16 protein-coding genes are annotated in these 23448 nt (G+C 38.2%); 15 read left to right on the plus strand and 1 reads right to left on the minus strand.

Annotated features, from left to right (window positions below; genetic code table 11):
* Positions 1–105: 105 nt before the first annotated feature.
* From MM236_RS00625 to MM236_RS00635, 3 genes are all read left to right on the plus strand, one after another.
* Positions 106–2346, plus strand: coding sequence for a S9 family peptidase (locus MM236_RS00625; RefSeq protein ID WP_241272984.1), 2241 nt, complete (start codon positions 106–108; stop codon positions 2344–2346).
* Between the two features lie 165 nt (positions 2347–2511).
* Positions 2512–2976 (plus strand): DinB family protein, encoded by a 465-nt coding sequence (locus MM236_RS00630; RefSeq protein WP_241272985.1) that lies wholly within the window; start codon positions 2512–2514, stop codon positions 2974–2976.
* 430 nt (positions 2977–3406) lie between these two features.
* A complete protein-coding gene (locus MM236_RS00635; protein ID WP_241272986.1) occupies positions 3407–3988 on the plus strand; it encodes a hypothetical protein in 582 nt (193 codons plus the stop codon).
* Positions 3989–4172: 184 nt separating this feature from the next.
* Here the strand turns inward: MM236_RS00635 and MM236_RS00640 are convergent, their stop codons facing one another.
* A complete protein-coding gene (locus MM236_RS00640; protein WP_241272987.1) occupies positions 4173–5090 on the minus strand; it encodes a LysR family transcriptional regulator in 918 nt (305 codons plus the stop codon).
* A gap of 111 nt (positions 5091–5201) precedes the next feature.
* Between MM236_RS00640 and MM236_RS00645 the strand changes: the two genes are divergently transcribed.
* From MM236_RS00645 to MM236_RS00700, 12 genes are all read left to right on the plus strand, one after another.
* Positions 5202–5504: a hypothetical protein gene (locus tag MM236_RS00645; RefSeq protein WP_241272988.1), complete on the plus strand. Its 303-nt coding sequence runs from the start codon at positions 5202–5204 to the stop codon at positions 5502–5504.
* A gap of 30 nt (positions 5505–5534) precedes the next feature.
* Positions 5535–6503, plus strand: a complete 969-nt coding sequence (locus tag MM236_RS00650; protein WP_241272989.1) for a sodium-dependent bicarbonate transport family permease — start codon at positions 5535–5537, stop codon at positions 6501–6503.
* Between the two features lie 424 nt (positions 6504–6927).
* Positions 6928–7584 (plus strand): hypothetical protein, encoded by a 657-nt coding sequence (locus MM236_RS00655; protein ID WP_241272990.1) that lies wholly within the window; start codon positions 6928–6930, stop codon positions 7582–7584.
* A gap of 73 nt (positions 7585–7657) precedes the next feature.
* A complete protein-coding gene (locus tag MM236_RS00660) occupies positions 7658–8683 on the plus strand; it encodes a LacI family DNA-binding transcriptional regulator (RefSeq protein WP_241272991.1) in 1026 nt (341 codons plus the stop codon).
* Positions 8684–8912: 229 nt separating this feature from the next.
* Positions 8913–12056, plus strand: coding sequence for a SusC/RagA family TonB-linked outer membrane protein (locus MM236_RS00665; RefSeq protein ID WP_241272992.1), 3144 nt, complete (start codon positions 8913–8915; stop codon positions 12054–12056).
* A gap of 23 nt (positions 12057–12079) precedes the next feature.
* Positions 12080–13585 (plus strand): RagB/SusD family nutrient uptake outer membrane protein, encoded by a 1506-nt coding sequence (locus MM236_RS00670; protein WP_241272993.1) that lies wholly within the window; start codon positions 12080–12082, stop codon positions 13583–13585.
* 127 nt (positions 13586–13712) lie between these two features.
* The gene (locus MM236_RS00675) at positions 13713–16037 is read left to right on the plus strand and encodes a GH92 family glycosyl hydrolase (RefSeq protein WP_241272994.1); all 2325 of its coding nucleotides are present in this window, start codon (positions 13713–13715) and stop codon (positions 16035–16037) included.
* 330 nt (positions 16038–16367) lie between these two features.
* The gene (locus MM236_RS00680) at positions 16368–17258 is read left to right on the plus strand and encodes an ROK family protein (protein WP_241272995.1); all 891 of its coding nucleotides are present in this window, start codon (positions 16368–16370) and stop codon (positions 17256–17258) included.
* A gap of 24 nt (positions 17259–17282) precedes the next feature.
* Positions 17283–18698, plus strand: coding sequence for a sugar MFS transporter (locus MM236_RS00685; protein WP_241272996.1), 1416 nt, complete (start codon positions 17283–17285; stop codon positions 18696–18698).
* Positions 18695–20995 carry a GH92 family glycosyl hydrolase gene (locus MM236_RS00690; protein WP_241272997.1) on the plus strand — a complete coding sequence of 767 codons (2301 nt, stop codon included), beginning with the start codon at positions 18695–18697 and terminating at the stop codon, positions 20993–20995. Before MM236_RS00685 ends, MM236_RS00690 begins: the two co-directional genes overlap by 4 nt.
* A 108-nt stretch (positions 20996–21103) precedes the next feature.
* Positions 21104–22084 carry a glycoside hydrolase family 43 protein gene (locus tag MM236_RS00695; RefSeq protein WP_439648005.1) on the plus strand — a complete coding sequence of 327 codons (981 nt, stop codon included), beginning with the start codon at positions 21104–21106 and terminating at the stop codon, positions 22082–22084.
* 601 nt (positions 22085–22685) lie between these two features.
* On the plus strand, positions 22686–22919 hold the full coding sequence (locus tag MM236_RS00700) for a hypothetical protein (RefSeq protein ID WP_241272999.1): 234 nt from the start codon (positions 22686–22688) through the stop codon (positions 22917–22919).
* Positions 22920–23448 lie beyond the last annotated feature (529 nt).

Consider the following 23448-nt stretch of genomic DNA (forward strand, 5'->3'; position numbering starts at 1 on the left):
TATCAATTTTGGCTATGATTAGAGAAATATACAAGTTAAAAATCAAGTAATTTTACGTGTATAGCATATGGCATATAAAATTAAACCCCAACAAAAATTTCTATAATGAAAAACCACTCTTTAATTATCTGCCTTTTCATCATCAAATTATTATTGCCAAGTATCAGTTCTGCACAAGGGGAATTAGTGGATTATCAAAGAGCCCAAGAACTTAAAGAGAATATCAAGGATAAAGTATATTTTTCACCTACACAGATTGTATGGCAAAACAAAAATCTTTTGACCTATTCAATACAATCTGAAAATGGAAAAGGATATTTTGCATTTGATATCGACAAGAAAGAGAAGAAACCTTTATTTACTTCAGCTACTTTTTTTAAATCACTTTCAGACTCGGCCAAGACCGAAATCAATAAGGGAAACTTGCAGATTTCTGACATCATTATCAAAGATGGAAGCTTTGAGTTTCGACACAACAATACTATTTGGAAATGGAATGAAAATTCCGAAAAACTAGAAAAAACAAGAATAATAAGTGGTAATAACAGCTATTGGGGAAGCAGGAACAATGAGTTGGGAGAAAGAGCTACAAAATCCGAAGACAAGTCCAATGAGGCATTTATTAGAGATTACAATGTATTTGTAAGGGATATATCATCTGGAAAAGTCAAACAATTGACCTTCGATGGAATGCCTGGAGAATATTATTCCTCATCGATCCACTGGTCTTCAGACAGCAAGAAAATAGCATTGTTTAAATTTCGTCCCAGCGAGGTTAGGAAATTGACTTTGATAGCATCAGCACCCGAAGATCAATTTCAGCCAAAGGTTTTCGAACGGGATTATTTGAAACCTGGGGATGCATTGCCCATCCGTACGCCTGTAGTTATTGATGTGGAAACGGGCAATTTATTCTTGGCTGACATCAGTCAAATGAACAAGCAATATGCACTTTCACGATTGAAATGGAATAAAGAAAGTAATGCAATCACATGGGAATACAACGAAAGAGGTCATCAACGATATACTGTTTTTGAGATGGATGCCAAGAATGGAAAAGTGAGGCCATTGATTGAAGAGTTAAGCGATACATTTATTGATTATAGTGGGAAGAATTTCAGGAAAGATTTAGACGAAAAAAATCAGATAATCTGGGCTTCGGAAAGAGACGGCTGGAGACACCTATACCTTATAGACTCCAAAAGTGGCAAAGTAATCAACCAAATCACAAAAGGCGGATGGGTAGTACGGGATGTATTACATGTAGATGAAGATAAGAGCTTGATCTACTTTACCGCCAGCGGGAAAAATAAAGGAGAAGACCCTTATCATACCCATCTTTATCGTATAGGTCTGGATGGAAAAGATCTTGTAGCTCTAACCAAGGAGGATGCCAACCATGAAATCACACTTTCTGAGGATAAAAAATATTTTGTAGATAAATACTCTAGGCAAGACCTTGCCCCTATCACTGTAATTAAGGATACTAGAAATGGGGAGATAATATCCAATTTGGAAGAGGCAAATGTAGAACAATTGGAGAAAGCCGGCTGGAAAGCACCAGAGATATTTGCTGCCAAAGGGCGTGACGGCAAGACAGATATTTGGGGCTTGATTATCAAACCAAGCAATTTTGATCCTTCCAAAAAATACCCTGTAATAGAATACATATATGCAGGTCCTCACAGTTCGCATGTTCCCAAGTCATTCAATCCAAACTACTATGGTCTCAATGAGCTTGCTGAACTTGGATTTATAGTAGTTCAGATCGATGGGATGGGAACTTCCAACAGGTCGAAGCATTTTCACGATGTAGCGTGGAAAAATCTAAAAGATGCTGGCTTTCCCGACAGAATCCTTTGGTTGCAAGCAGCACAAAAGGACAGATCATACATGGATTTGGAGCGTGTTGGGATCTTTGGAACCTCAGCAGGTGGTCAGAATTCCACGGGAGCTTTGCTGTTTTTTCCAGAGTTCTATAAAGTCGCTGTATCTTCCTGCGGCTGTCATGACAACAGAATGGACAAGATTTGGTGGAACGAACAATGGATGGGACTTCCAACAGGTGATCATTACGAAGCATGCTCCAATGTCAGCAATGCCAAAAACCTAGAAGGAAAGCTTCTCTTGATGGTTGGGGAAATCGATGACAATGTTGATCCGGCATCTACCTATCAGCTGGTTGATCAACTTGTGAAGCACAACAAGGAATTTGAATTTATGATGTTTCCAGGCATGGGACACAGTTCTGGGGGTGAATATGGAGAGCGCTTGAGAAGAGACTTCTTTGTCAAAAACCTATTGAACACTACACCACCTGATTGGAAATCGTTGGGCATAAAATGAAATGAAAAATGAAGGAATGAAAGAACATTATTTATTTCAAAACCTCAAATTCCACTTTGGGATTCCTAACTTTGAACAAAATCACTCTGCAACACCAACGACTCCAAAGAACTAATGAAAAACACGATCTGCCTTCTATTGATGTCATTTTGTTATTTCCCAATTATGGCACAAAATTATTTCGAATCCCAATACCCTCACGTCTGGGAGAGAGCGATTGAATATACGCTAGAAGTGGCCAAAGCTATGCCTGAGGAAAATTACAACTTCAAACCCGAGGCAGAAGCTATGACGTTTGGTGGCCAAATGCTCCACATAGTTGACAATATAAGCTTCCTCACAAAGCTTGTTTCCGGCAATACCATAACTTTTTATGATCGATCCAAGTCAGAAGAGTTAAGCAAGAGTCAGATCCTCGACATCCTTACAAATGCAAATGCTTATGTTGGAAAACTGATTGCGGAAATTTCAGAAAATGACCGAAATGCAGCCATTGAATTTCGAAATGTAGAAATGAGTAAAGAAAACATTTTCTACTTATTGAGAGACCATCAAGTCCATCATCGTGGCCAATGCATTATCTACCTTAGAATAGCTGGGGTAAAAGCTCCACCATACGTGGGCTGGTAAATCTGCATTTTCGAAAACAGGACAGGCTAGATTTTATTTTAAAGAGAATACAAAAAACATCCCTTCGTACAGGATATAGAGGTGGATATAGCCTCAATACTTCATATTCATCCAAAGAAATTATCGAAAATCAATCCATCAACTTACAAGTAGCCACTTAAAATAGTGTATTCAGTTCAAATCCATCAGCAGTTGACCATAAACTGTCGTCTGTTGACGATTATCAGCATGATTTATATGTTTTAATAAACGTACTTGTACACAAGCGGATAGTCATATTATTTTTTCTTCTCGATTGAAAAAATTAGATCATAAAAATCTCATTTTAACATATATAAATCTCAAAAATAAATTAAATCACAACATGAAAAATCATGTGTTTTTTACTTAGATTTCGTGAATTTATAACCCTCAAACTCTTAGATAATTTATGCTTAGACAGCTACTAACAATTGCATTAATCTTTACTCTCCAAAGTGCTTTTGGTCAGCAAAACAAAGAAAAAAGTAACCTGGGTTTTCTTCTATCTGGAGCCCTTGAATTTGGTGGTGAACCAGTAGCTTCTGTTTCATTCACTAATGGGGATGTTATTGAAATGAACGCAGGACAGGGGGGCACAATCTCAGTCGGTCTTGAATACAAGGTACCTAAATTTGAGCAGCTTAGGTTTCGGGGACTTATTGGCTTCAAGTATCTTACAACACCTGCTGAAAATGCCAACATAAGGCTAACAAGAATTCCGCTAGTGCTCACTGGCAACTATGTGATCAATGACACATGGAGGTTTGGTGTCGGTATCTCTCAACATCAAGCCATCAAATTCAATGCAGGGGGAGTTGGAACAAGCTTTGATCTTAGCTCCAATTTAGGCCCAGTATTCGAATTTGGCTATAAATGGGTAGCACTTTCCTACACTTTAATGCAGTATTCAGATAATTCAAATGCTACTTATTCTGCAAATGCTTTTGGGGTTACTTTGTCCCATGCCTTTGCATTTAATAAACAAAAGTAAAATCGATGAAAGTTAATCACCTCTAAAAAAAATAACATCTGATAAATTACTTAGAAGCTCTAAAGTTTAAAAACATGATTATCTGCTTTCTTACCTGCAGACAACCAAAATGATACTTCAGCTTTTACTAGAGAAGGAAAAGCATGGAGTCTAGGTAAAGCTGCTAGTCTCCAACCAATAAACCCTATATCAAATCCGAAAAAAAACTTTGGCTAATAGTCTCTTTCTCTTTGATCAAAAAATCCAGATAATTTTTGGGAAGTGGCATATGTTTCTTTCCCTTTAGCCAAACCAATTTCCATTTTGTCGTAATTGGAAGCCCCTTGACCGGAATTATTTTCAACTGCTTTAAATGGAGTTCATTTTTTATTCCAATTTTTGGCATGATTGAATAACCTAGACCCGCAAGCACTGCCTGTTTCACGGCCTCATTGGAGGTCAATTCCATTTTCTTTTGGATTTTTATTTTATTTCCTTCTATAAACCTTTCCATTGCATATCTTGTCCCTGATCCAGCTTCACGAAAAATCAAAGGCATTTCATTTATCACTTGCTCTGGAATGTTCTTCTGCCCTATTTTTGAAGAGGCATTCCCTACTAGGTAAAGTTCGTTATCCAAAAGGTCAAGATATTCCAAGTTGAGATCTTTAGGCAAAATCGAAAGCAAAGCAAAATCAACCTCATTTTTTTCAAGACTTTCCACTACTTTGCTTTTGTTTGTCACATCCATATTCAGTTCAATGGATTTGTGTAGTCTCATAAAATCCGCCAAAAAATATGGCATAACGTATTTACCTGTGGAAACGACGGCAATTTTCAACCTTCCGATAAGCTCACCTTTAAAGGCCATTGTTTTACTGTCAATTTCCTGAACTTGGTTAAGAATATTCTTTGCCAGTTCTGCGATCTCAAAACCAAACTCTGTAATCTGAACTTTCCTTCCCAACACTTCGGTAAGGGGTATATCAAACTGATCCTGAAAATTTTTTAGTTGGATCGAAACTGCCGGTTGAGTTAGGTGAAGTTGTTCTGCAGCTTTGGTGATCGAACCTGTTTCAACTACTTTTTTGAATACAAGAAGTTGATGAAGTGTATAATTCATAATAATTATTTATGATTTCAATAATAAAGTTAAATAAAAATTAATGAAAATATTGCCACAAATTTGTCCAGCAAAAAATAAAAATGACTGAGAAATCAAACAAAATCTAAAATGAAGAAAAAGATGGATTTCAAACTTATAGAAGGAGCATTCAGCTCAAGTGAAGCTAAGGAGATAATGGATCAATTATTCAATGATAAGATAAATTTTCATGTAAGAAAAAGCTTCAATTCAAGTATCAAGTATGGTATCAAGGATCTCCATTCTGAGGAAAGGATCAGGACTCTAAAGAGGGAAATAAAAAAAACCAGTGAATTTTTGGATCAGGAAGAAGTCAAAGGTAGGACTTTTCTTATTAATGCAAACATTGAATTGCAAAGTGCTAAAGGATCAGAAAGCGATAAGCTTATATAAATAATACTCAAAACCGTAAGCCTTAAAACAATGAATTTCAGCCTACTTGTTGAAAACCTGACCAATCCTGCACTGCTTTTTTTTGTATTGGGTCTACTTGCTGTATTGGTAAAAAGTGACCTGGAAATCCCTCCAAATTCTTCCAAATTCATTAGCCTATATCTTCTGTTCGCGATTGGATTCAAAGGCGGTCAGGAATTGGCACATGAGACTTTAAACTTGGAGATACTTTGGTCTATAATTTTCGCATTGGCAGTAGCATCTTTTATTCCAATCTATACTTTTTTTATTCTACGGAGAAAACTCAGTATTTATGATGCTGGGGCAGTGGCTGCAGCATATGGATCCATCAGCGCTGTTACTTTCGTGACGGCCGTGAGTTATCTAGAGATTCAGGAAATGGTTTTGCATGGCCACATGGTAGCAATCATGGCATTGATGGAAGCTCCTGCCATCGTAATCGGGTTGTTATTGATTTCCACATTCAGCGAGAATAAAACGAAATCAGAAAAGGTCAAAAAAAGAGTCGTTTTCAAACATTCTTTGACAAATGGAAGTGTGTTTTTGATTTTGGGGAGTTTATTGGTTGGTTTTTTGGCCTCTGATGCCCAGGCAGAAGGAATCAAACCTTTTACCAATGATATTTTCAAAGGTTTTCTAGCTATTTTTCTTTTGGACATGGGAATAGTAAGTGGAAGAAAACTTGGTTCCTTCTTCTCCTATGGTTGGTTTCCCTTGGTATTTGCGATTATCATTCCATTGGCAAACGGAGCTGTGGTAGCTCTACTGAGCTCGATGGTTACGGATGATGTTTCAAACAGGTTTATGCTGGCAGTATTATCAGCTAGTGCTTCCTATATTGCTGTCCCAGCAGCAATGAAGATGACAGTACCGCAGGCAAATCTCGGTCTATTTTTACCGATGGCACTTGCGATTACTTTTCCAATCAACATTACCTTAGGTATGCCACTCTACTTCCTACTCGCATCCCAATTCTAATAATCTTAAAAAAATGCTACGTCATTCCATTTGCAATTTATTTCGGAAAGTGATCTTGGGGAATTTTAAAACTGACATCAATAAATATATTATGTCTATCCGCTTGATTGCACGTAGCCAATCAATAGAATGTTTGATAAATGATTTGAGGTTCTATTGACAGTTGACAGTTGTCTGTTGACGAGAATCCGCAACACATAGTGCCTCTTCTGAGCCAACGTGCAACATTGCGGATACTCATAAAATATATTGTTGTCAGTTGATTTTTTTAGTGCTGGAGTTTATCTTGGATATCAAAATAGATGCTATATATTTCCTGCAGCTATATCTTCTTTTGGAAGGATGAATTCCTAACAGCAGGAATTTTTTTCCTCTAGGATTAAGATGGACATTCTATATCACCTCATTTGTAAATGAAAACTTTATGCAAAGGAAACCCAAACCGAAAAAAGGGTATTTATACTTAACTTATTTGGTTTTGACTTTGGTATTTTACTTCAATCAAGTAAGCGCTCAAACTACCAATAAAAAATTCAACTACAAACAAGGCTCCGTTACCTTGAAAAATGGCAAAACCATCTATGGTAATGTTGCAAATATCAAACATGGGTTTAGAGATCAGTTATTGGATAAAATAAGGATAAAGCCAAATGATAAAAGCCTATCTAAAAAATATCGCCCAAGTAAAATCTCAGGGTTTTCTATGGGCGATCGTAAGTTTGTAAGTTGGCGGGTAAAAAGAAACAATGCGCTTTTGAAAGAAGCTTATAGCATTCACTCAGGAAAAAAACATAAGGTTTTTGAATTGCAGTCAGAAGGATATTTAAGCATTTATTTAGAATACTTTCTTGATGACGATTTACAAATCCAGTCTGTACCTTTTTTCTTAAAAAGGGATGAAACGATAATGGTACGAGCTACCCAAGGTGTATTTGGCTTAAAAAGGAAGTTTTTGTCAGATTACTTTGCGGATTGCCCTCAGTTGGTTGACCTTATCGATGAAAATAGTATTACCAGTCCGGATGAGGTTGCTACATTTTATAATAATTTCAAAGAGGAACAACTAAAGCTAAATAGATAGCGTGAAGAGGTGGACTTAATGCCATTGCGGATAATTTTAATTAAAGTGTTAAATTTGAGGCTGACAAAAAATTATGGCAAAGAAAAAACACTCAATCAAGCAAATTGCAAATGATCTTGGGATTTCTGCAACGACTATCTCTTTTGTGCTAAATGGGAAAGCTAAAGAAAATAGAATAAGTCAAGCATTGATTGATAAAGTTAAGAGTCATATTAAAAAAATAGGGTATCAACCCAACCAATTGGCTAAAAGTCTAAGGACAGGAAAATCCAACATCATTGTCTTTATGGTAGAAGATATTTCCAATCCATTTTTTGCCACTATCGCCAAATTGATAGAAGACGAAGCCTCAAAACTAGCTTATAAGATTATTTATTGCAGTACCAATAATGATCCTGAAAAGACGGTATCACTGATTAACCTCTTCAATAATCTGCAAGTTGATGGATACATAATTACACCTCCAAATGGACTTGACATCGATTTTATGAAAGAACTCTGCGAAGAGGAGGCTCCTATTATTTTGTTTGACAGGTATATTCCGGAAATTGATTGTAGCCACGTAGTCATCGCTAATTATGAAGGAACCAAACTTGGGTTGCTGCACTTAATTGACAGTGGATTCAAAAAAATAGGTTTTATAACCATAGATTCAGACCAATCACAGATGCATGATAGGCGTCAGGCTTACGAAGATATTTGTGAAAAACAAAACATGCCAAAATGCATCTTAAAACTACCATTTGATCTACTTAAATCAGATGTCGAAAATGAACTGGTTGAATCATTTTTAAATGCTAACCCTGATTTGGATGCTGTATTTTTCGCTACAAATTACTTGGCAATTCGTGGGATTAAACTTCTTAAAAACAAAGGTGTAGAAATCCCAAATGATTTGGCAGTAATGGCATTTGATGACAATGATTTCTTTCAATTCAGTACACCTTCTATCTCCAGTATAGTACAGCCAAAATCTGAAATCGCAATGAAGCTTATTGACCTGATGTTTAAACATTTGAAAACAAAATTAGAAAAAAGGACACCAGTAAAAATTGAGCTTCCAGTCTCCGTAAAAATCAGATCTTCAACAATAAAATAGTACATAAAAATGTATTATTAAAACTTTTCCTATAGGCATAAGCCTCAATTATATTTTTTGTATTAGACAATATTTGTACCCCTTTCATTTTTAAATAATAAATCAAAAAAAACATATATTGCTTTCATTTATAGCTAAAAGGATTTAGCTTTGATCAACTTCTTTATTCTTAAAGAAGCACATTCAATTAATATACTATGTAAATTTTATTTACCACAACCCAAAACCAATGAAAACAACCCACTTAAACATTCAAAAATTGAAATTTCTCTTGAAGAAATTTATTTCTACCAACCAATCGAGCCTGATACTGGCTTTAGCCTTTTCCCTGAACTTGATAAATTCGGGTGTCACTCTGGGATTTCAAGACCAAACAATAATTGTCAAAGGTGTGATCACCGATGATTTGGGAGAAGTAATCCCGGGTGCAACCATCATGGAAAAAGGAACACAAAACGGAACAGTGACTGATATTGATGGAAATTACCAGATCACTGTCAATTCAACTTCTGCGATCCTTGTGTACAGTTTCATGGGAATGAAACAGGTAGAAAGAGCAGTTGGTGATCAGACTACTTTGGACATCCAGATGCAGGGCGATGAACAAGCTCTGGAGGAAATTGTAGTGATCGGATATGGTTCCCAAAGAAAATCAGATCTTACTGGGGCCGTATCATCGGTAAGCTCATCCAACCTTCAAGAAAGACCGGTCACAAACGTCGAACAGGCATTGGCAGGTCGGGCTCCTGGGGTAAATGTTTCGAGTAATTCGGGAAGACCTGGAGGACAGACGAACGTTAGAATCAGGGGTAACAACTCAGTGAATGCGAGCAACAGCCCATTGTATGTAGTAGACGGTGTAATTGGAGCTGGCCCCATTAATTATCTAAACCCTAATGACATAGCATCGATGGAAATCCTAAAGGATGCTTCAGCTACAGCCATTTACGGTGCCAGAGGTGCAAACGGGGTGATCATAGTGACCACCAAAAGAGGAAGCAAAGATGGTGGCCAAATCAGCTACAACAGCTTCTATAGTATGGGAGAAATCGCCAATAAAATAGATGTATTGGACTCAGAGCAATTTCTGCAAGTAGAACAAAATTCCTACAACAATGCGCAAAAATATGATCCTGATGGTTGGGCGTCTGGCAGATACACTGATCCAATGACTTACAGGAACAATCCCGACTTGTTTGATGCCAATGGAAACCCCCTGTACAATACTGATTGGCAAGATGAAGCGACACGTCGTGCATTTAGTCAAAACCACAACTTGTCCCTAACAGGAGGCAATGAGGATAATTCATATGGAATATTTTTGAACTTTGCGGATGAACAAGGGATCATTAAAGAATCTTTTCTAAAAAGATACTCTGGGAGATTTGTCATGGATGGTAAAGTAAAGGAATGGTTGGATGTTGGTGGTAGTCTGACCTTCAACCATGTGGAAGAAAACAGGGTCGATGGCTCAGTTGGGGGATTGAGTCCATTGAGGATGATGATCGAAACCCTTCCCATCATACCTGTCCAGTATGCCGACGGAACTTTCGGAAGCAACATAGATTATCCCAACATGGAGGGTGGAGAAAACCCTGTCAACTTACTTCAAAACAGGCAAAATATTCACAACACCCAAACTATCTTAGGTGATGTACACAGTACGGTCAAGTTCAATGAAAACCTGCAGTTGCGAAGTAATATAGGTGTCAATGTGAACAATTTTCAAGAGAACTGGTATTCGGGTAAAGACTTGAGGCAATTAAGTGCTGACTTCAATGGTGAAGCTTGGGTTCGAAACACAAGAAGTAATTACTGGCAATTTGAAAACTACCTAAACTACGAAAAGGAATTAAACGAAATGCATGCCATCAGTGGCTTGGTAGGGATAAGTTGGCAGCAGTTTGACTACTTTACCAGCAGAGCAGGATCAAGGGGATTTACTGATGACTTTTACCAGTACAACAATCTGGGCCTAGGATCCGATCCTCTTACACCTGAATCCAACAGGTACAAATGGGCAATGAATTCATATTTTGGGAGATTCAATTATAACTTAGCAGGAAAGTATCTCTTCACGCTAACAGGAAGACTGGATGGATCATCCAAATTTGGAACAGGAAATAAGTTTGCATTTTTTCCATCAGCAGCCTTTGCTTGGAGAGTATCAGATGAAGACTTTATGGAGCAAGTGACTGCAGTATCTGATTTGAAGTTGCGAAGCAGTTATGGTGTTACAGGAAACTCTGAAATTGGGGTGTACCAATCTTTGGCAAGCATGGGGAATTCTACTGCCATTATTGGAGGGCAAAGAGCACCTGGAGTTGGTTTGGGAACCTTACCCAATCCAAATTTGAAATGGGAAAAAACTGCCCAGTTTGATGTTGGGGTAGAATTCGGAATGTTTAACAATCGGATCCTCTTGGAAGTCGATTACTACTACAAGAAGACGACAGATATGCTCTTGAGCGCTCCAGTTCCTACAAGTAGTGGCTTTGCAAGCATTTATACAAATATCGGAAGTATAGAAAACCAAGGGTTTGAATTTGGCATCAATACGGTAAATGTAGAAACGAGCAATTTCAGCTGGACTACCACATTCAACATTTCCACAAATCGAAACAAAGTATTGGCTTTGGGTGCTGCCAATGATGACATTTTCCCAAGTCCATTCTTTCTTTCCAACACAAATATCCTTCGAGTAGGTCAACCAGTGGGTTCTTTCTATGGATTGGTGAGAGAAGGAACATGGGGAACTGACGAGGCTGACGAAGCAGCCATATACGGAATGCTTCCTGGTGATGTTAAATATAGAGATGTAAATGGAGATGGACAGATCAACAACAGTGACCGGGAAATCTTAGGAAATGGTATTCCAAAAGGGTTTGGTGCATTGTTTAACACATTTCAATACAAGAACTTTGACCTGACACTTGACATCCAATTCAGTTATGGCAATGATATTTTGAATCTATCCAAACATGCTGCTGAAGACAGAACCGGTCAAGCCAACAGTTTCGCTACTGTTTTGGAAGGCTGGACTCCTGAAAACCAAGAGACAATGGTTGCCCAAAACAGACCTTCAAGTTCCTATTTCCAATCAAACATTGATTCAAGAATGGTGGAAGATGGTTCATTTATCAGAGGACGAAACATCTTATTGGGATACAATTTCTCACCTGACTTGTTGGAAAGGCTTCGTATCAAGCAGCTTCGGCTATATGCATCAGTCCAGAATTTTTTCCTTTTGACTGAATATACAGGCTTTGATCCAGAAGTATCTACCTATGGAGATGCTTTTGCGCAGGGTATCACTTTTTACGATTACCCAAAACCACGAACATACACGCTGGGAATCAACATGTCATTTTAAAAACACTTCAAACTTGAAATCAAATGAAAAAATCGATATATATTAACTTGAAAAACATACTTCTGTTTTCGGGTTTACTTCTATCTAGTTCATGTATGGACTTTTTGGAAGAGAGAAATGAATCTAATTATACACAGGAAAATTATTTCCAGACGCCAGAACATGCCGAAGCGGCAATAAACCACCTATATAGCAGCTTGCGCTTTATTTCCAATGGTGCCGGAACTTACGGAGAAAGTCCATTCATGAGTTTGGAATTCCCAACTGGATTAGTCAATACTGAAGTGGGTCAAAGCCAATTCAACAACACTTTACGCAACCTGACCACCAATACGGAAAACAATTATTTCAATGTTTGGTGGGAACAGTCCTACAGGGCAATTGCCAATGCAAATTTGGCAATTGAAAGAATCCCAGATATTCTTATGAATGAAAATACGCAGCAAAATTTAATTGCCGAAGCTCATTTTTTCAGGGCTTTCAATTATTTCAATTTGGTAAGGCTTTTTGGAGACATTCCTTTTATTACTGTCCCGATTGATGCAGATTCAGAACTCCTGTACCCTAGCAGATCTTCGCAGGAATCCATCTATGAACTGATAGTTTCTGACCTACAGATTGCAGAAGAAAGTAGCATCCCAGCCAGCACCACCAACGGTAGAATCAGTCAGGGAGCTATCAAATCTTTATTGGCACAAGTTTACTTGACTATGGCTGGATATCCACTTCAGGCAGGTGACAACTATTATACCCTTGCTGCCGAAAAAGCCAAGGAAGTAATTGACCAAGGAACTTATAGGTTATTTGACACCTACGATGACCTGCACGATCCAAGTGTACAGCTTAGTGGAGAGATTATTTTCAAGAATCAATATCTTATTGGTTTTGCAACCAGTGGGATGACTGCTTGGCTTCTTCCACGCAATAGAAACATTTCCCAGTTTTCCGATGAATTTGGTGTCATGTTCCCGACCCCGGCATTTATAAATTCACATGAGCCCGAAGATTTAAGGATTGCGGAAAGAGGATTTTACTATACCTCCTACCCTAGCATCAATAATCCAAGCCAAGAAGTGTCATTTGGAGGACATTATATATACAAATATTTTGATGAAGAAGCTGTATTGAATACCGCCCAAAGTGAGTTAGGCTTTATCTTTATCAGGTATGCAGAAGTGCTATTGACTTTTGCAGAAGCGGGATTTGAAGCATATGGAGCAACATCAGAAGTATTGGATGCTGTCAATGTAATTAGAGAACGTGCAAATTTGGAATTATATACCGCTGGAAACCTAACCAGGGAAGCCATTTGGAAAGAACGTTTCCACGAACTCGCCTTTGAGAATAAAACTTGGTACGATATGATCAGAAGAAGGATGGTGATGAATCTAGCCACTGGGACATTTGAGAATTTTGTTGGTCATTCCTTCACATATGGGCCTACACTAAGTGAAAAATACCTCCTATTTGCAATTCCTCAAAGAGAAATTGACAACAACTCAAACCTTACCCAAAATCCGGAATGGTAAATTAATATTGGGATTTAGCTTCATATAAGACAAGCTAAATCCCAATATGATCCATCCTCTTTCAAACAAAAGACATCATGGATTAAGGAGATGACAAATAAAAAATCACACTATCAATATTCTTAAAATGAAATTTAAAACTCCAAAAAACATCAAAGGATATTTATCTTTTCTTTGGTGCATTGCCATTATCTCTACGCAAGTCAATGCGCAGGATTTCCATGTTGAAGAGCAAGATCCGGTGGACTGGGTCAATCCGCTTATTGGAACAGATTCCAAACCTAGTTTTTCCAATGGCAATGTTTACCCTGCAATAGCTTTGCCTTGGGGAATGAATTTTTGGACTCCCCAAACGGGTGAAATGGGCAACGGCTGGGCATACACTTACAATGCTGATAAAATCAGGGGATTCAAGCAAACACATCAACCCTCCCCTTGGATGAATGATTATGGACAGTTTTCCATCATGCCAGTAACAGGACAATTAAAAATTGACGAGACTGAGAGAGCGAGCTGGTTTTCGCATAAAGCCGAGAAAGTTAAGCCTTATTATTACAGCGTTTATCTTGCCGATTATGATGTTACGACAGAGCTTACTCCGACAGAAAGGGCTGCAAGCTTTAGGTTTACATTTCCCAAAACAGACAGTGCATACATTGTTGTAGATGCTTTTGATAAAGGATCTTATGTAAAAATCATCCCTGAAGAAAGAAAAATAATAGGCTACACCACCAAGAACAGTGGTGGTGTTCCTGAAAATTTCAAAAACTATTTTGTGATTGTCTATGACAAAGATTTTTCATTCAAGCAAACCTTCTCTTCTGGTGAACTGGCGGATGATTTGGAAATTGGAGCCAATCATGTCGGTGCAGTGGTAGGTTTCAAGACAAATAAGGGCGAACAGGTACATGCCAAAGTAGCATCTTCATTTATAAGTTTTGAACAAGCTGAGATCAACCTTCGGGAAATTGGTGAAAAAGGTTTTGAACAAGTCAAAGAAGAAGGAAAAGAAATATGGAATAAAGAACTCGGAAGGGTAAAAGTAAATGGTGGTACACCAGATCAATTTAGGACCTTTTACTCCAATCTATATAGAACATTACTTTTCCCAAGAAAATTTTATGAGATAGATGAGGATGAAAAGGTAATGCATTACAGTCCATACAATGGTGAGGTTTTGCCTGGATACATGTTTACAGATACTGGATTTTGGGATACTTTTCGTTCACTTTTTCCATTTCTGAATGTGATGTATCCAAGCTTGAGCGCAAAAATGCAAGAGGGTCTGGTAAATGCATACAAAGAAAGTGGATGGCTACCTGAATGGGCAAGCCCAGGACTGAGGAATGTGATGATTGGCAACAATTCAGCATCAGTTGTCGCTGATGCATATCTGAAATTGAATGCCCAAAACCAGGTTGATTATGATATAGAAACTTTGTATGAAGCTTTGATTCATGGGGCAAACAATGAAGGACCATTGACCGCTGTAGGTAGAGCTGGTGTATCTTACTACAATGATTTGGGTTATGTCCCATATGATGTGAACATCAAAGAAAATGCTGCCAGAACTTTGGAATATGCTTATAACGATTTCACAATCTATCAATTGGGTAAGGCACTGAACAAGCCAAAAGAAGAGGTTGAATTGTATAAGAAAAGAAGTCAAAATTACAGGAAGCTTTTTGATCCTGAGACGAATTTGATGCGAGGAAAACTAGAAAACGGTGAATTCATGAGTCCTTTTAATCCATTCAAATGGGGGGATGCTTTCACAGAAGGCAACAGCTGGCATTACACATGGTCTGTTTTTCATGACATCCAAGGTTTGATCGATTTGATGGGTGGCAAACAAGAGTTTGTGAAGCAATTGGATACTGTATTTACCTTGCCTCCAATATTTGATGAAAGCTATTACAGAGGAGTCATCCATGAAATCAGGGAAATGCAAGTAGCGGATATGGGTCAATATGCCCACGGCAACCAACCTATCCAACATATGATTTATCTCTACAATTATGCAAATGAACCATGGAAAGCACAGTATTGGGTTAGGGAAACAATGGATAAAATGTATCTCCCTACACCAGATGGATATTGTGGCGACGAAGACAATGGCCAGACTTCGGCTTGGTATGTCTTTTCGGCATTGGGATTTTATCCAGTAAGTCCTGCTACTGATGAATACATCATAGGAAGTCCTCTCTTTGAAAAGGTCGAGTTGGAATTGGAAAATGGAAAGACAGTTTCGATCCAAGCTGCCAACAACAACAAGAAAAATCGCTATGTACAAACACTGAAACTAAACGGTAAAACCTCCACAAAAAACTACATCAAGCATGGTGATTTGATGAAAGGATTAAAAATAGAATTTGAAATGGGTGACGAGCCTAACAAAAATCGAGGGATAAAACAAGAGGATTTACCATTCTCTCTTTCAACCCAAAAATAATATGATTATCCGCAATTACACCAGAAGGTAAATAAAACAAGATCAAGCGGATAATCGTCGACGGATGACAGTCGACAGCAGCTGAATTCAAAGTTTGTACCTAATTAAATATGGCTACTGGTGTGAAAGCGGATATTCATAAAATATAATATGATTATCCGCAATTACACCAGAAGGTAAATAAAACAATTGGATCAAGCGGATAATCGTCGACGGATGACAGTAGACAGTCGACAGCAGCTGAATTCAAAGTTTGTACCTAATTAAATATGGGTACTGGTGTGAAAGCGGATATTCATATAGTATAAACAGTTAAGTACAGAAAAGTAAATGATTGATAATTTAATATTGGGAGCCGATATAGGCGGCTCCCATATCACTACGGGTGTGATAAACCCCAAATTAAACTGCTTAGTTTCAGATAGTATTTACCGTTTGCCAATCGATTCCAAATCCAATGCAGAAAACATCCTTGATCTCTGGTCTGAAGCTATCCATGTACAATTAGTCAAATACTCCCAAATCGATCAAATCGCCTTGGCTATGCCGGGACCTTTTGATTATCAAATAGGTGTGTCGTTGATTCAAGATCAAGGCAAATACCTTTCTTTATATGGAATGAACATAAAGCAATATCTAGCGAAGCGCTTAGCATTGAATTCCGAAAATATTGTTTTTGTAAATGATGCAGTAAGTTTTCTTTCAGGGGAGATTTATGCAGGAAAAGCCAAATCTGGCAAATCAATCATCGCACTGACTCTTGGTACTGGCTTAGGTGCTGCTGAACATAAAAATGGACTGACCCGTGATATTGCTTTGTGGCAGGAGTCATTCAGGGGTTTTAAAGCAGAACACTTCTTTTCGACAAGATGGTTTATTGAAAGATTCAATCAGATTACCGGGGGAAAGGTAGACCATGTAAAAGCCCTTTTGGAAGTTAAAGACCAGCAGGTTTGCATTGATATATTTGAGGAATTTGCCGATAATCTCTGTGAGTTTCTTACCGGATGGATTGGAGATTCTGAATTTGATTCATTGGTTTTGGGGGGAAATATAAGCAAGTCATCAAATCTTTTCTTACCCAAATTGGAGCAAGGGTTAAGCCAGAATGGTGTTCATTTGGACACTTGGGTCAGCGATTTGGGAGAAGAAGCACTTTTGATTGGAGCAGTGTATAATGGTATCATTTCAAAAGAATCCAAAGAATTAAAAAATGATTAACAACAAATAGTACAATTTATCCATATGGCCATAATACCCTTGCAACACAGCAAAGACAATACTATTCCCTCAGCATCCGGACATTCTAATTCAGGGCCATTATTTTTGGTTACTGTCTTGTTTTTCATGTGGGGAATTATCACATGCATGAATGACATATTAATACCCCATTTCCAGCAAGTTTTCACTTTGAAAAACTGGCAGGCAATGCTTGTACAAACAGCATTTTTTGGTGCTTATTTCTTTATTTCTTTACTCTATTATATCATTTCAATCAAATATGGAGATCCAATCAGGCAGATTGGGTACAAGAAAGGGATTATCATCGGACTTGCAATAGCAGGAATCGGATGCTTGTTGTTTTATCCAGCTGCAAGTTTGGTCTCCTATTCCTTCTTTTTATTTGCATTATTCATTTTGGCCTCTGGTATTACCTTACTTCAAATAGCCGCCAATCCTTACGTCACCATCTTGGGTAAGCCCGATGGTGCCAGTAGCAGGTTAAACATGACACAAGCATTTAATTCTTTGGGAACTACCATTGCTCCAATTCTTGGAGGTTTTCTGATTTTTAGGGGAGTTTCTGAAAATGGTCTAGCAATAGATCTTGTCAAACTTCCTTACCTCGGACTAGCACTGACACTTTTCATCTTGGCTTTGGTATGTTGGTTTGCAAGGCTCCCAGAGATCGCTACAAATCAAAAGCTGCTTCAACAAAAAGGCGCTATGAAATTCAACCATTTGAGATCTGGAATCATAGCAATTTTCGCCTATGTAGGAGCTGAAGTCTCTATTGGTAGCAATCTAATTAATTTTGCTCAGCAAGATAATATTGCTGGTTTGGATGAAGCATCAGCCAGTCATTACTTGGCTTTGTTTTGGGGTGGGGCAATGGTCGGTAGGTTTTTTGGAGCTATTGCCTTGGGATCGTTCAGAAGTAATTTGCAACGTTTGGCTCTTATCTTGGCAAGTGGATTTGTCGCCCTCCTAGCCTTATGGCTTACCTATGGATCAGAAATAGCTGGCTATGGATCATTGATCATCATGACCAATATAGCTGTAATATTATTAGGTAAATTTATCCCCCAGCGGACCTTATGGATGTTTGCTACAGTGACCATTTTACTCTTGCTGAGTGGTATTTTCTTACAGGGGCATCTTGCATTATGGTCGGTAGTAGCTATTGGAATATTCAATTCCATTATGTTTCCGACTATCTTTTCTTTGGCGGTCAAAGGTTTGGCGGAATACACTTCACAGGCATCATCATTATTGGTGATGGCAATCGTAGGTGGCGCTATTATCACGCCCTTACAAGGTTTGGTTGCAGATATATTTGGAAGTATCCAATTGGGATTTATAGTACCATTAATTTGCTACCTTTATATAGTTTATTTTGGTTTTTACGGATATATACCATCAATAAATAAAAACATATGAAAAAGAGTTGTATAATATTCTGCATCTTTTTATTGACATTTAGCTTACAGGCCCAACAGTCAAAAGAGTCTTTGATTCATTATGTAGATCCATTTATAGGTACTGCCAAAATGGGACATACATATCCAGGGGCTACTGTACCTTTTGGAAGTGTCCAATTAAGCCCTGATACTGATACAATACCATATGCTTTCCAAAACAAATACAATCCAGAAGTATATAGGTATTGCGCAGGATATCAATATGATGACCCAACAATCGTCGGTTTTAGCCATACACATTTCAGTGGCACGGGGCATTCTGACTTGGGGGATTTTTTGATGATGCCTACTGTTGGGGAACTTAGGTTGAACCCCGGCACTGCTTCTGAGCCTGACAAAGGCTATAGGTCGAGGTTTTCACACGACAAAGAATCTGCTGAGCCTGCCTATTATCAAGTTGAACTTACTGATTATGATATAAAGGCCGAATTGACCAGTAGTACCAGAGTCGGCATGCACAGATATACTTTTCCTGAAACCAATCAAGGCCACGTAATACTGGACCTGACTGCAGGTCTTTATCCATATGAAGGAAAGAATGTTTGGACTTTTCTTCGAATAGAGAATGACAGTTTGGTGACCGGTTACAGACAGACTCATGGATGGGCAAGAACCAGAACCGTATACTTTGCCCTCAAATTCAGTAAGCCGTTCAAATCATACGGAAATGAAAAGTATGATGAAAAACAAGTGTACAAAGGTTTTTGGGGAAGATTTGATCAATCAAATAACTTTCCGGAAATAGCTGGAAAAGAAATCCGTGCGTTCTTTGATTTTGATTTTGAAGATGGTGAGGCCCCCTTGATAGCAAAGATGTCCATCTCCCCTGTCAGCACAGCAGGTGCACTTGCAAACATGGAGCAAGAAATTCCACATTGGGATTTTGATCAAGTAAAGAATGAAGGGCAGCAATTATGGGAACGGGAATTAAGCAAGATCAAAGTGTATATGGTCGATCCAGATGACATGGTTAATTTTTACACCAGTATGTACCATGCTTTTTTGGGTCCTACAGTCTACATGGATGCAGATGGCACCTACAGAGGGCTAGACCAAAATGTTCATCAAGCTGAGCATTTTACCAATTATACAAGCTTCTCACTTTGGGACACCTACAGGGCGCTTCATCCTCTTTTCAATATTGTACAGCAAGAGCGCAATGCAGACATGATTAACTCGATGCTGGCACATGCTGACCAGAGTGTCCACGGAATGTTGCCTATTTGGTCTCACTATGCCAATGAAAATTGGTGTATGATCGGTTATCATGCTGTGTCAGTCATCGCTGATGCCATGGTAAAGGGGGTAAAAGGATTCGATCACCAACATGCACTTGAGGCAAGCATAAAAACCTCAAACACAACTTATTTCGATGGTATTGGAGATTATATCGACCTTGGATATGTCCCTGAAGACAAGAGTGGCTCGTCCGTTTCCAAAACCTTGGAATATGCGTATGACGATTGGGCTATATCTCAAATGGCCAATTACCTAGGCCAAGAATCCATTGCTTCCCAATATAGAAAACGATCAAAAGGTTACACTCACGTCTTTGACAGCAAATCCGGATTCATGCGTCCCAAACTATCAGATGGAACTTGGAAAGAGCCATTTGATGCTCTTGACACACATGGACAGGGATTTATAGAAGGGAATTCATGGAACTATAGCTTATATGTCCCACATGATCCTGAGGCGCTTATAGGATTAATGGGGGGAGAGAAATCTTTTGTAAATAGGCTCGATTCATTGTTCAGTATGGAACTGCCCGAAAAATATTTTGAGCAAACGGAAGATATTACAAAAGAGGGAATCATAGGAAATTATGTCCATGGAAATGAACCTTCGCACCATGTAGTTTACCTCTACAATTGGACAAAACAACCATATAAAGCCCATGACAAAATAAGAAACATCCTAAAAACCATGTATCAAAACAGTCCGGATGGACTGGGTGGCAATGATGACTTTGGACAAATGAGCGCTTGGTACATTTTCAGTGCCTTGGGATTCTATCCCGTAGCACCAGGCTCAACACAATATGCTATCGGCAGCCCGCTTGTAAAATCAGCCTCCATACCACTGCCAAATGGGAAAACATTCAAAATAATCACCAAAAACCAAGGAGAAGACAAAGTTTATGTCAAAGCTGTATATTTAAATGGCAAACAAATAGATAAACCGTTTATAGAACATAGTGATATTATGGATGGAGCTACATTGGAGTTTCACATGCAAAACAAACCAGCAAAATAAAAATGACCTGAAATGAAAACAAATTTCACAACCCCCTTACTAAAATTTACAATACCAATCTCATTGAAAGCCAATGCATTGATCGGTATTACATGTAGCCTATTTCTGATGAATGCTTGTGAGCAAAAGCAAACCGAAGAAAGCAATGATCAAAACAATACCCTCGAAACACAGGACAAAAAAACTTCTGGCAATCCGATAATTGAAGGCTGGTACGCAGATCCAGAGGCCATAATATATGATGATACATATTGGATTTTCCCTACTTTTTCGGCTCCCTACAAAGAGCAATTACATTTTGATGCCTTTTCTTCTGAAGATTTGATCAATTGGGAGAAACATGAAAAAATCCTTACAGCAGAATCTGTCGAATGGGCCGAGAAAGCCATGTGGGCACCAGGCGTGATAAAAAAAGATGACAAATACTATCTGTTCTTTGGAGCAAATGACGTGCATGAAGGGGAAGTTGGAGGAATCGGAGTAGCAGTAGCAGACCGGCCAGAAGGACCATATGCGGATTTGTTGAGAAAGCCTTTGATTCAGGATATCGTCGGTGGTGCACAGCCCATTGATCAGTTTATTTTCAAAGAAAATGACGATACCTATTACATGTATTACGGAGGCTGGGGACATTGTAATGTGGTAAAATTGAATGATGATTTCACAGGTTTGGTGCCATTTGAAGATGGGACTCTGTACAGGGAGGTCACTCCAGAAAACTATGTGGAAGGGCCATTTATGTTTAAAAAGGATGGGAAGTATTACTTCATGTGGTCCGAGGGCGGTTGGACTGGCCCTGATTATAGAGTAGCATATGCAATAGCAGACAGCCCTTTTGGGCCATTTGAGAGAGAAGGGATCATCTTGGAGCAAGATCCTGAAGTGGCTACAGGAGCAGGTCATCATTCTGTTTTGATTCATCCTGATGGTGAGCACTACTATATGGTCTACCATAGAAGACCCCTTTCTGAAACTGATCAGAATCATAGGGTTACCTGTATAGAACCTATGACCTTTGACAATAATGGTAAAATCAACCCCGTGAAGCTAACCTTTGAAGGAGTAGAAGCACATAAGGTTATGAATTAATCAAGGCCTCTCAATACTTCCGAGTTAGTCAAAGAAAATGCCTTCGAATATTCACTTCCTGTAGAAGTGGATACCGAAGGCATTTTTTTCTTATATGTATACTTCTTAGCCACTAGCAAAATAACTTCTTATACAAGGAATCTATCTTGCTGTTGATTAACAACGCAAAGTACAAGTATCTTCTGTTGACAGTTTACAATTTGCAACATAATGGTTTGCTCACTTCATAATTGGTGAAAAAAGAGGGTAATCAAAATTAAACCACCCTCCATTATTTACTAAAAGAAGAAATTCATTATTCTCTTCTTCATTATGGCCAAAACCTCATACACGGGATTTGATTAATGTAGCACATTAATTTATTGATTTGAATAATTGGACAGAAATACAATTTTATATTAGCCAGCAACAAAAAATACCTCATCACACCCAACCTGCCAAAATGCAGATTCTTGTATTTTTTTACTTTTATTTATTTTTTTTTAAATCCAATAGATCCAACCCAAATACCTGCTTCGTATATCCCCACATGCTAGCATAAAAAAGGGGACGCCGAAAACCTTCAATAGAGTAGGTCACTAACTAACTAAATTTAATTATTATGAAATTCCAAGAAATGAATTCCGAAGAATTGAAAGAAGTAAATGGGGGATTGTTAGGTGGACTTTTGGGTTCACGAAACAGAGGAGAATCTGCTTCCCAAACAACATTAATCGGTGGAATTGGCCTTAACCTTTCCAGCGAATCTGAGTCCAGAGATGGAGACAGAGATTCATTTGGGTTAGGTCTTAACCTAAGTAATATTGGGTTGTTTGATTCTGCGAACAGAAGATAAAAACAAAGTAAAAATAACAAAAACACAGTTGGAAGATTTTTCCAACTGTGTTTTTTTTTGTCCTTAAAATTATTTCCCCTACCCCTTCTTTCCCTATTTTAATTGAGTATCTAATATCAATTATTATTAGATCTGAGCTAAGTCAGGTTTTTCATTAGCTATTGGCAAAATTCCGAAAATCCATTTTTAGTATTTGGAAAGTCTTTTACCCAAAAATTATCCCTAAGAAAGTTTTACACATAGATGCAAATTCTCAATTTGATCTTGTTTAAATGTTCCATAGTAAAAATATTTTATGACTATCCGCTTTCTTGCACGTAGCCAAACAATGGGTTGTTGGATGAACGATTTGTGGTTCTGTTGACTGTGAGCTGTTGTCTGCTGACGAGTATCCGCAACTTATAAAGGTACTTCTTACCCTACGTGCAACATTGCGGATACTCATAAAATATTTTATTTTTTGATGTAATTATTCAATTCATAAAATCCAATCGAATTCACTCCTTCGTATATCCCTACATGCTAGCAG

It is taken from the genome of Belliella calami (assembly GCF_022549695.1).
Classification (GTDB): Bacteria; Bacteroidota; Bacteroidia; order Cytophagales; family Cyclobacteriaceae; genus Belliella; species Belliella calami.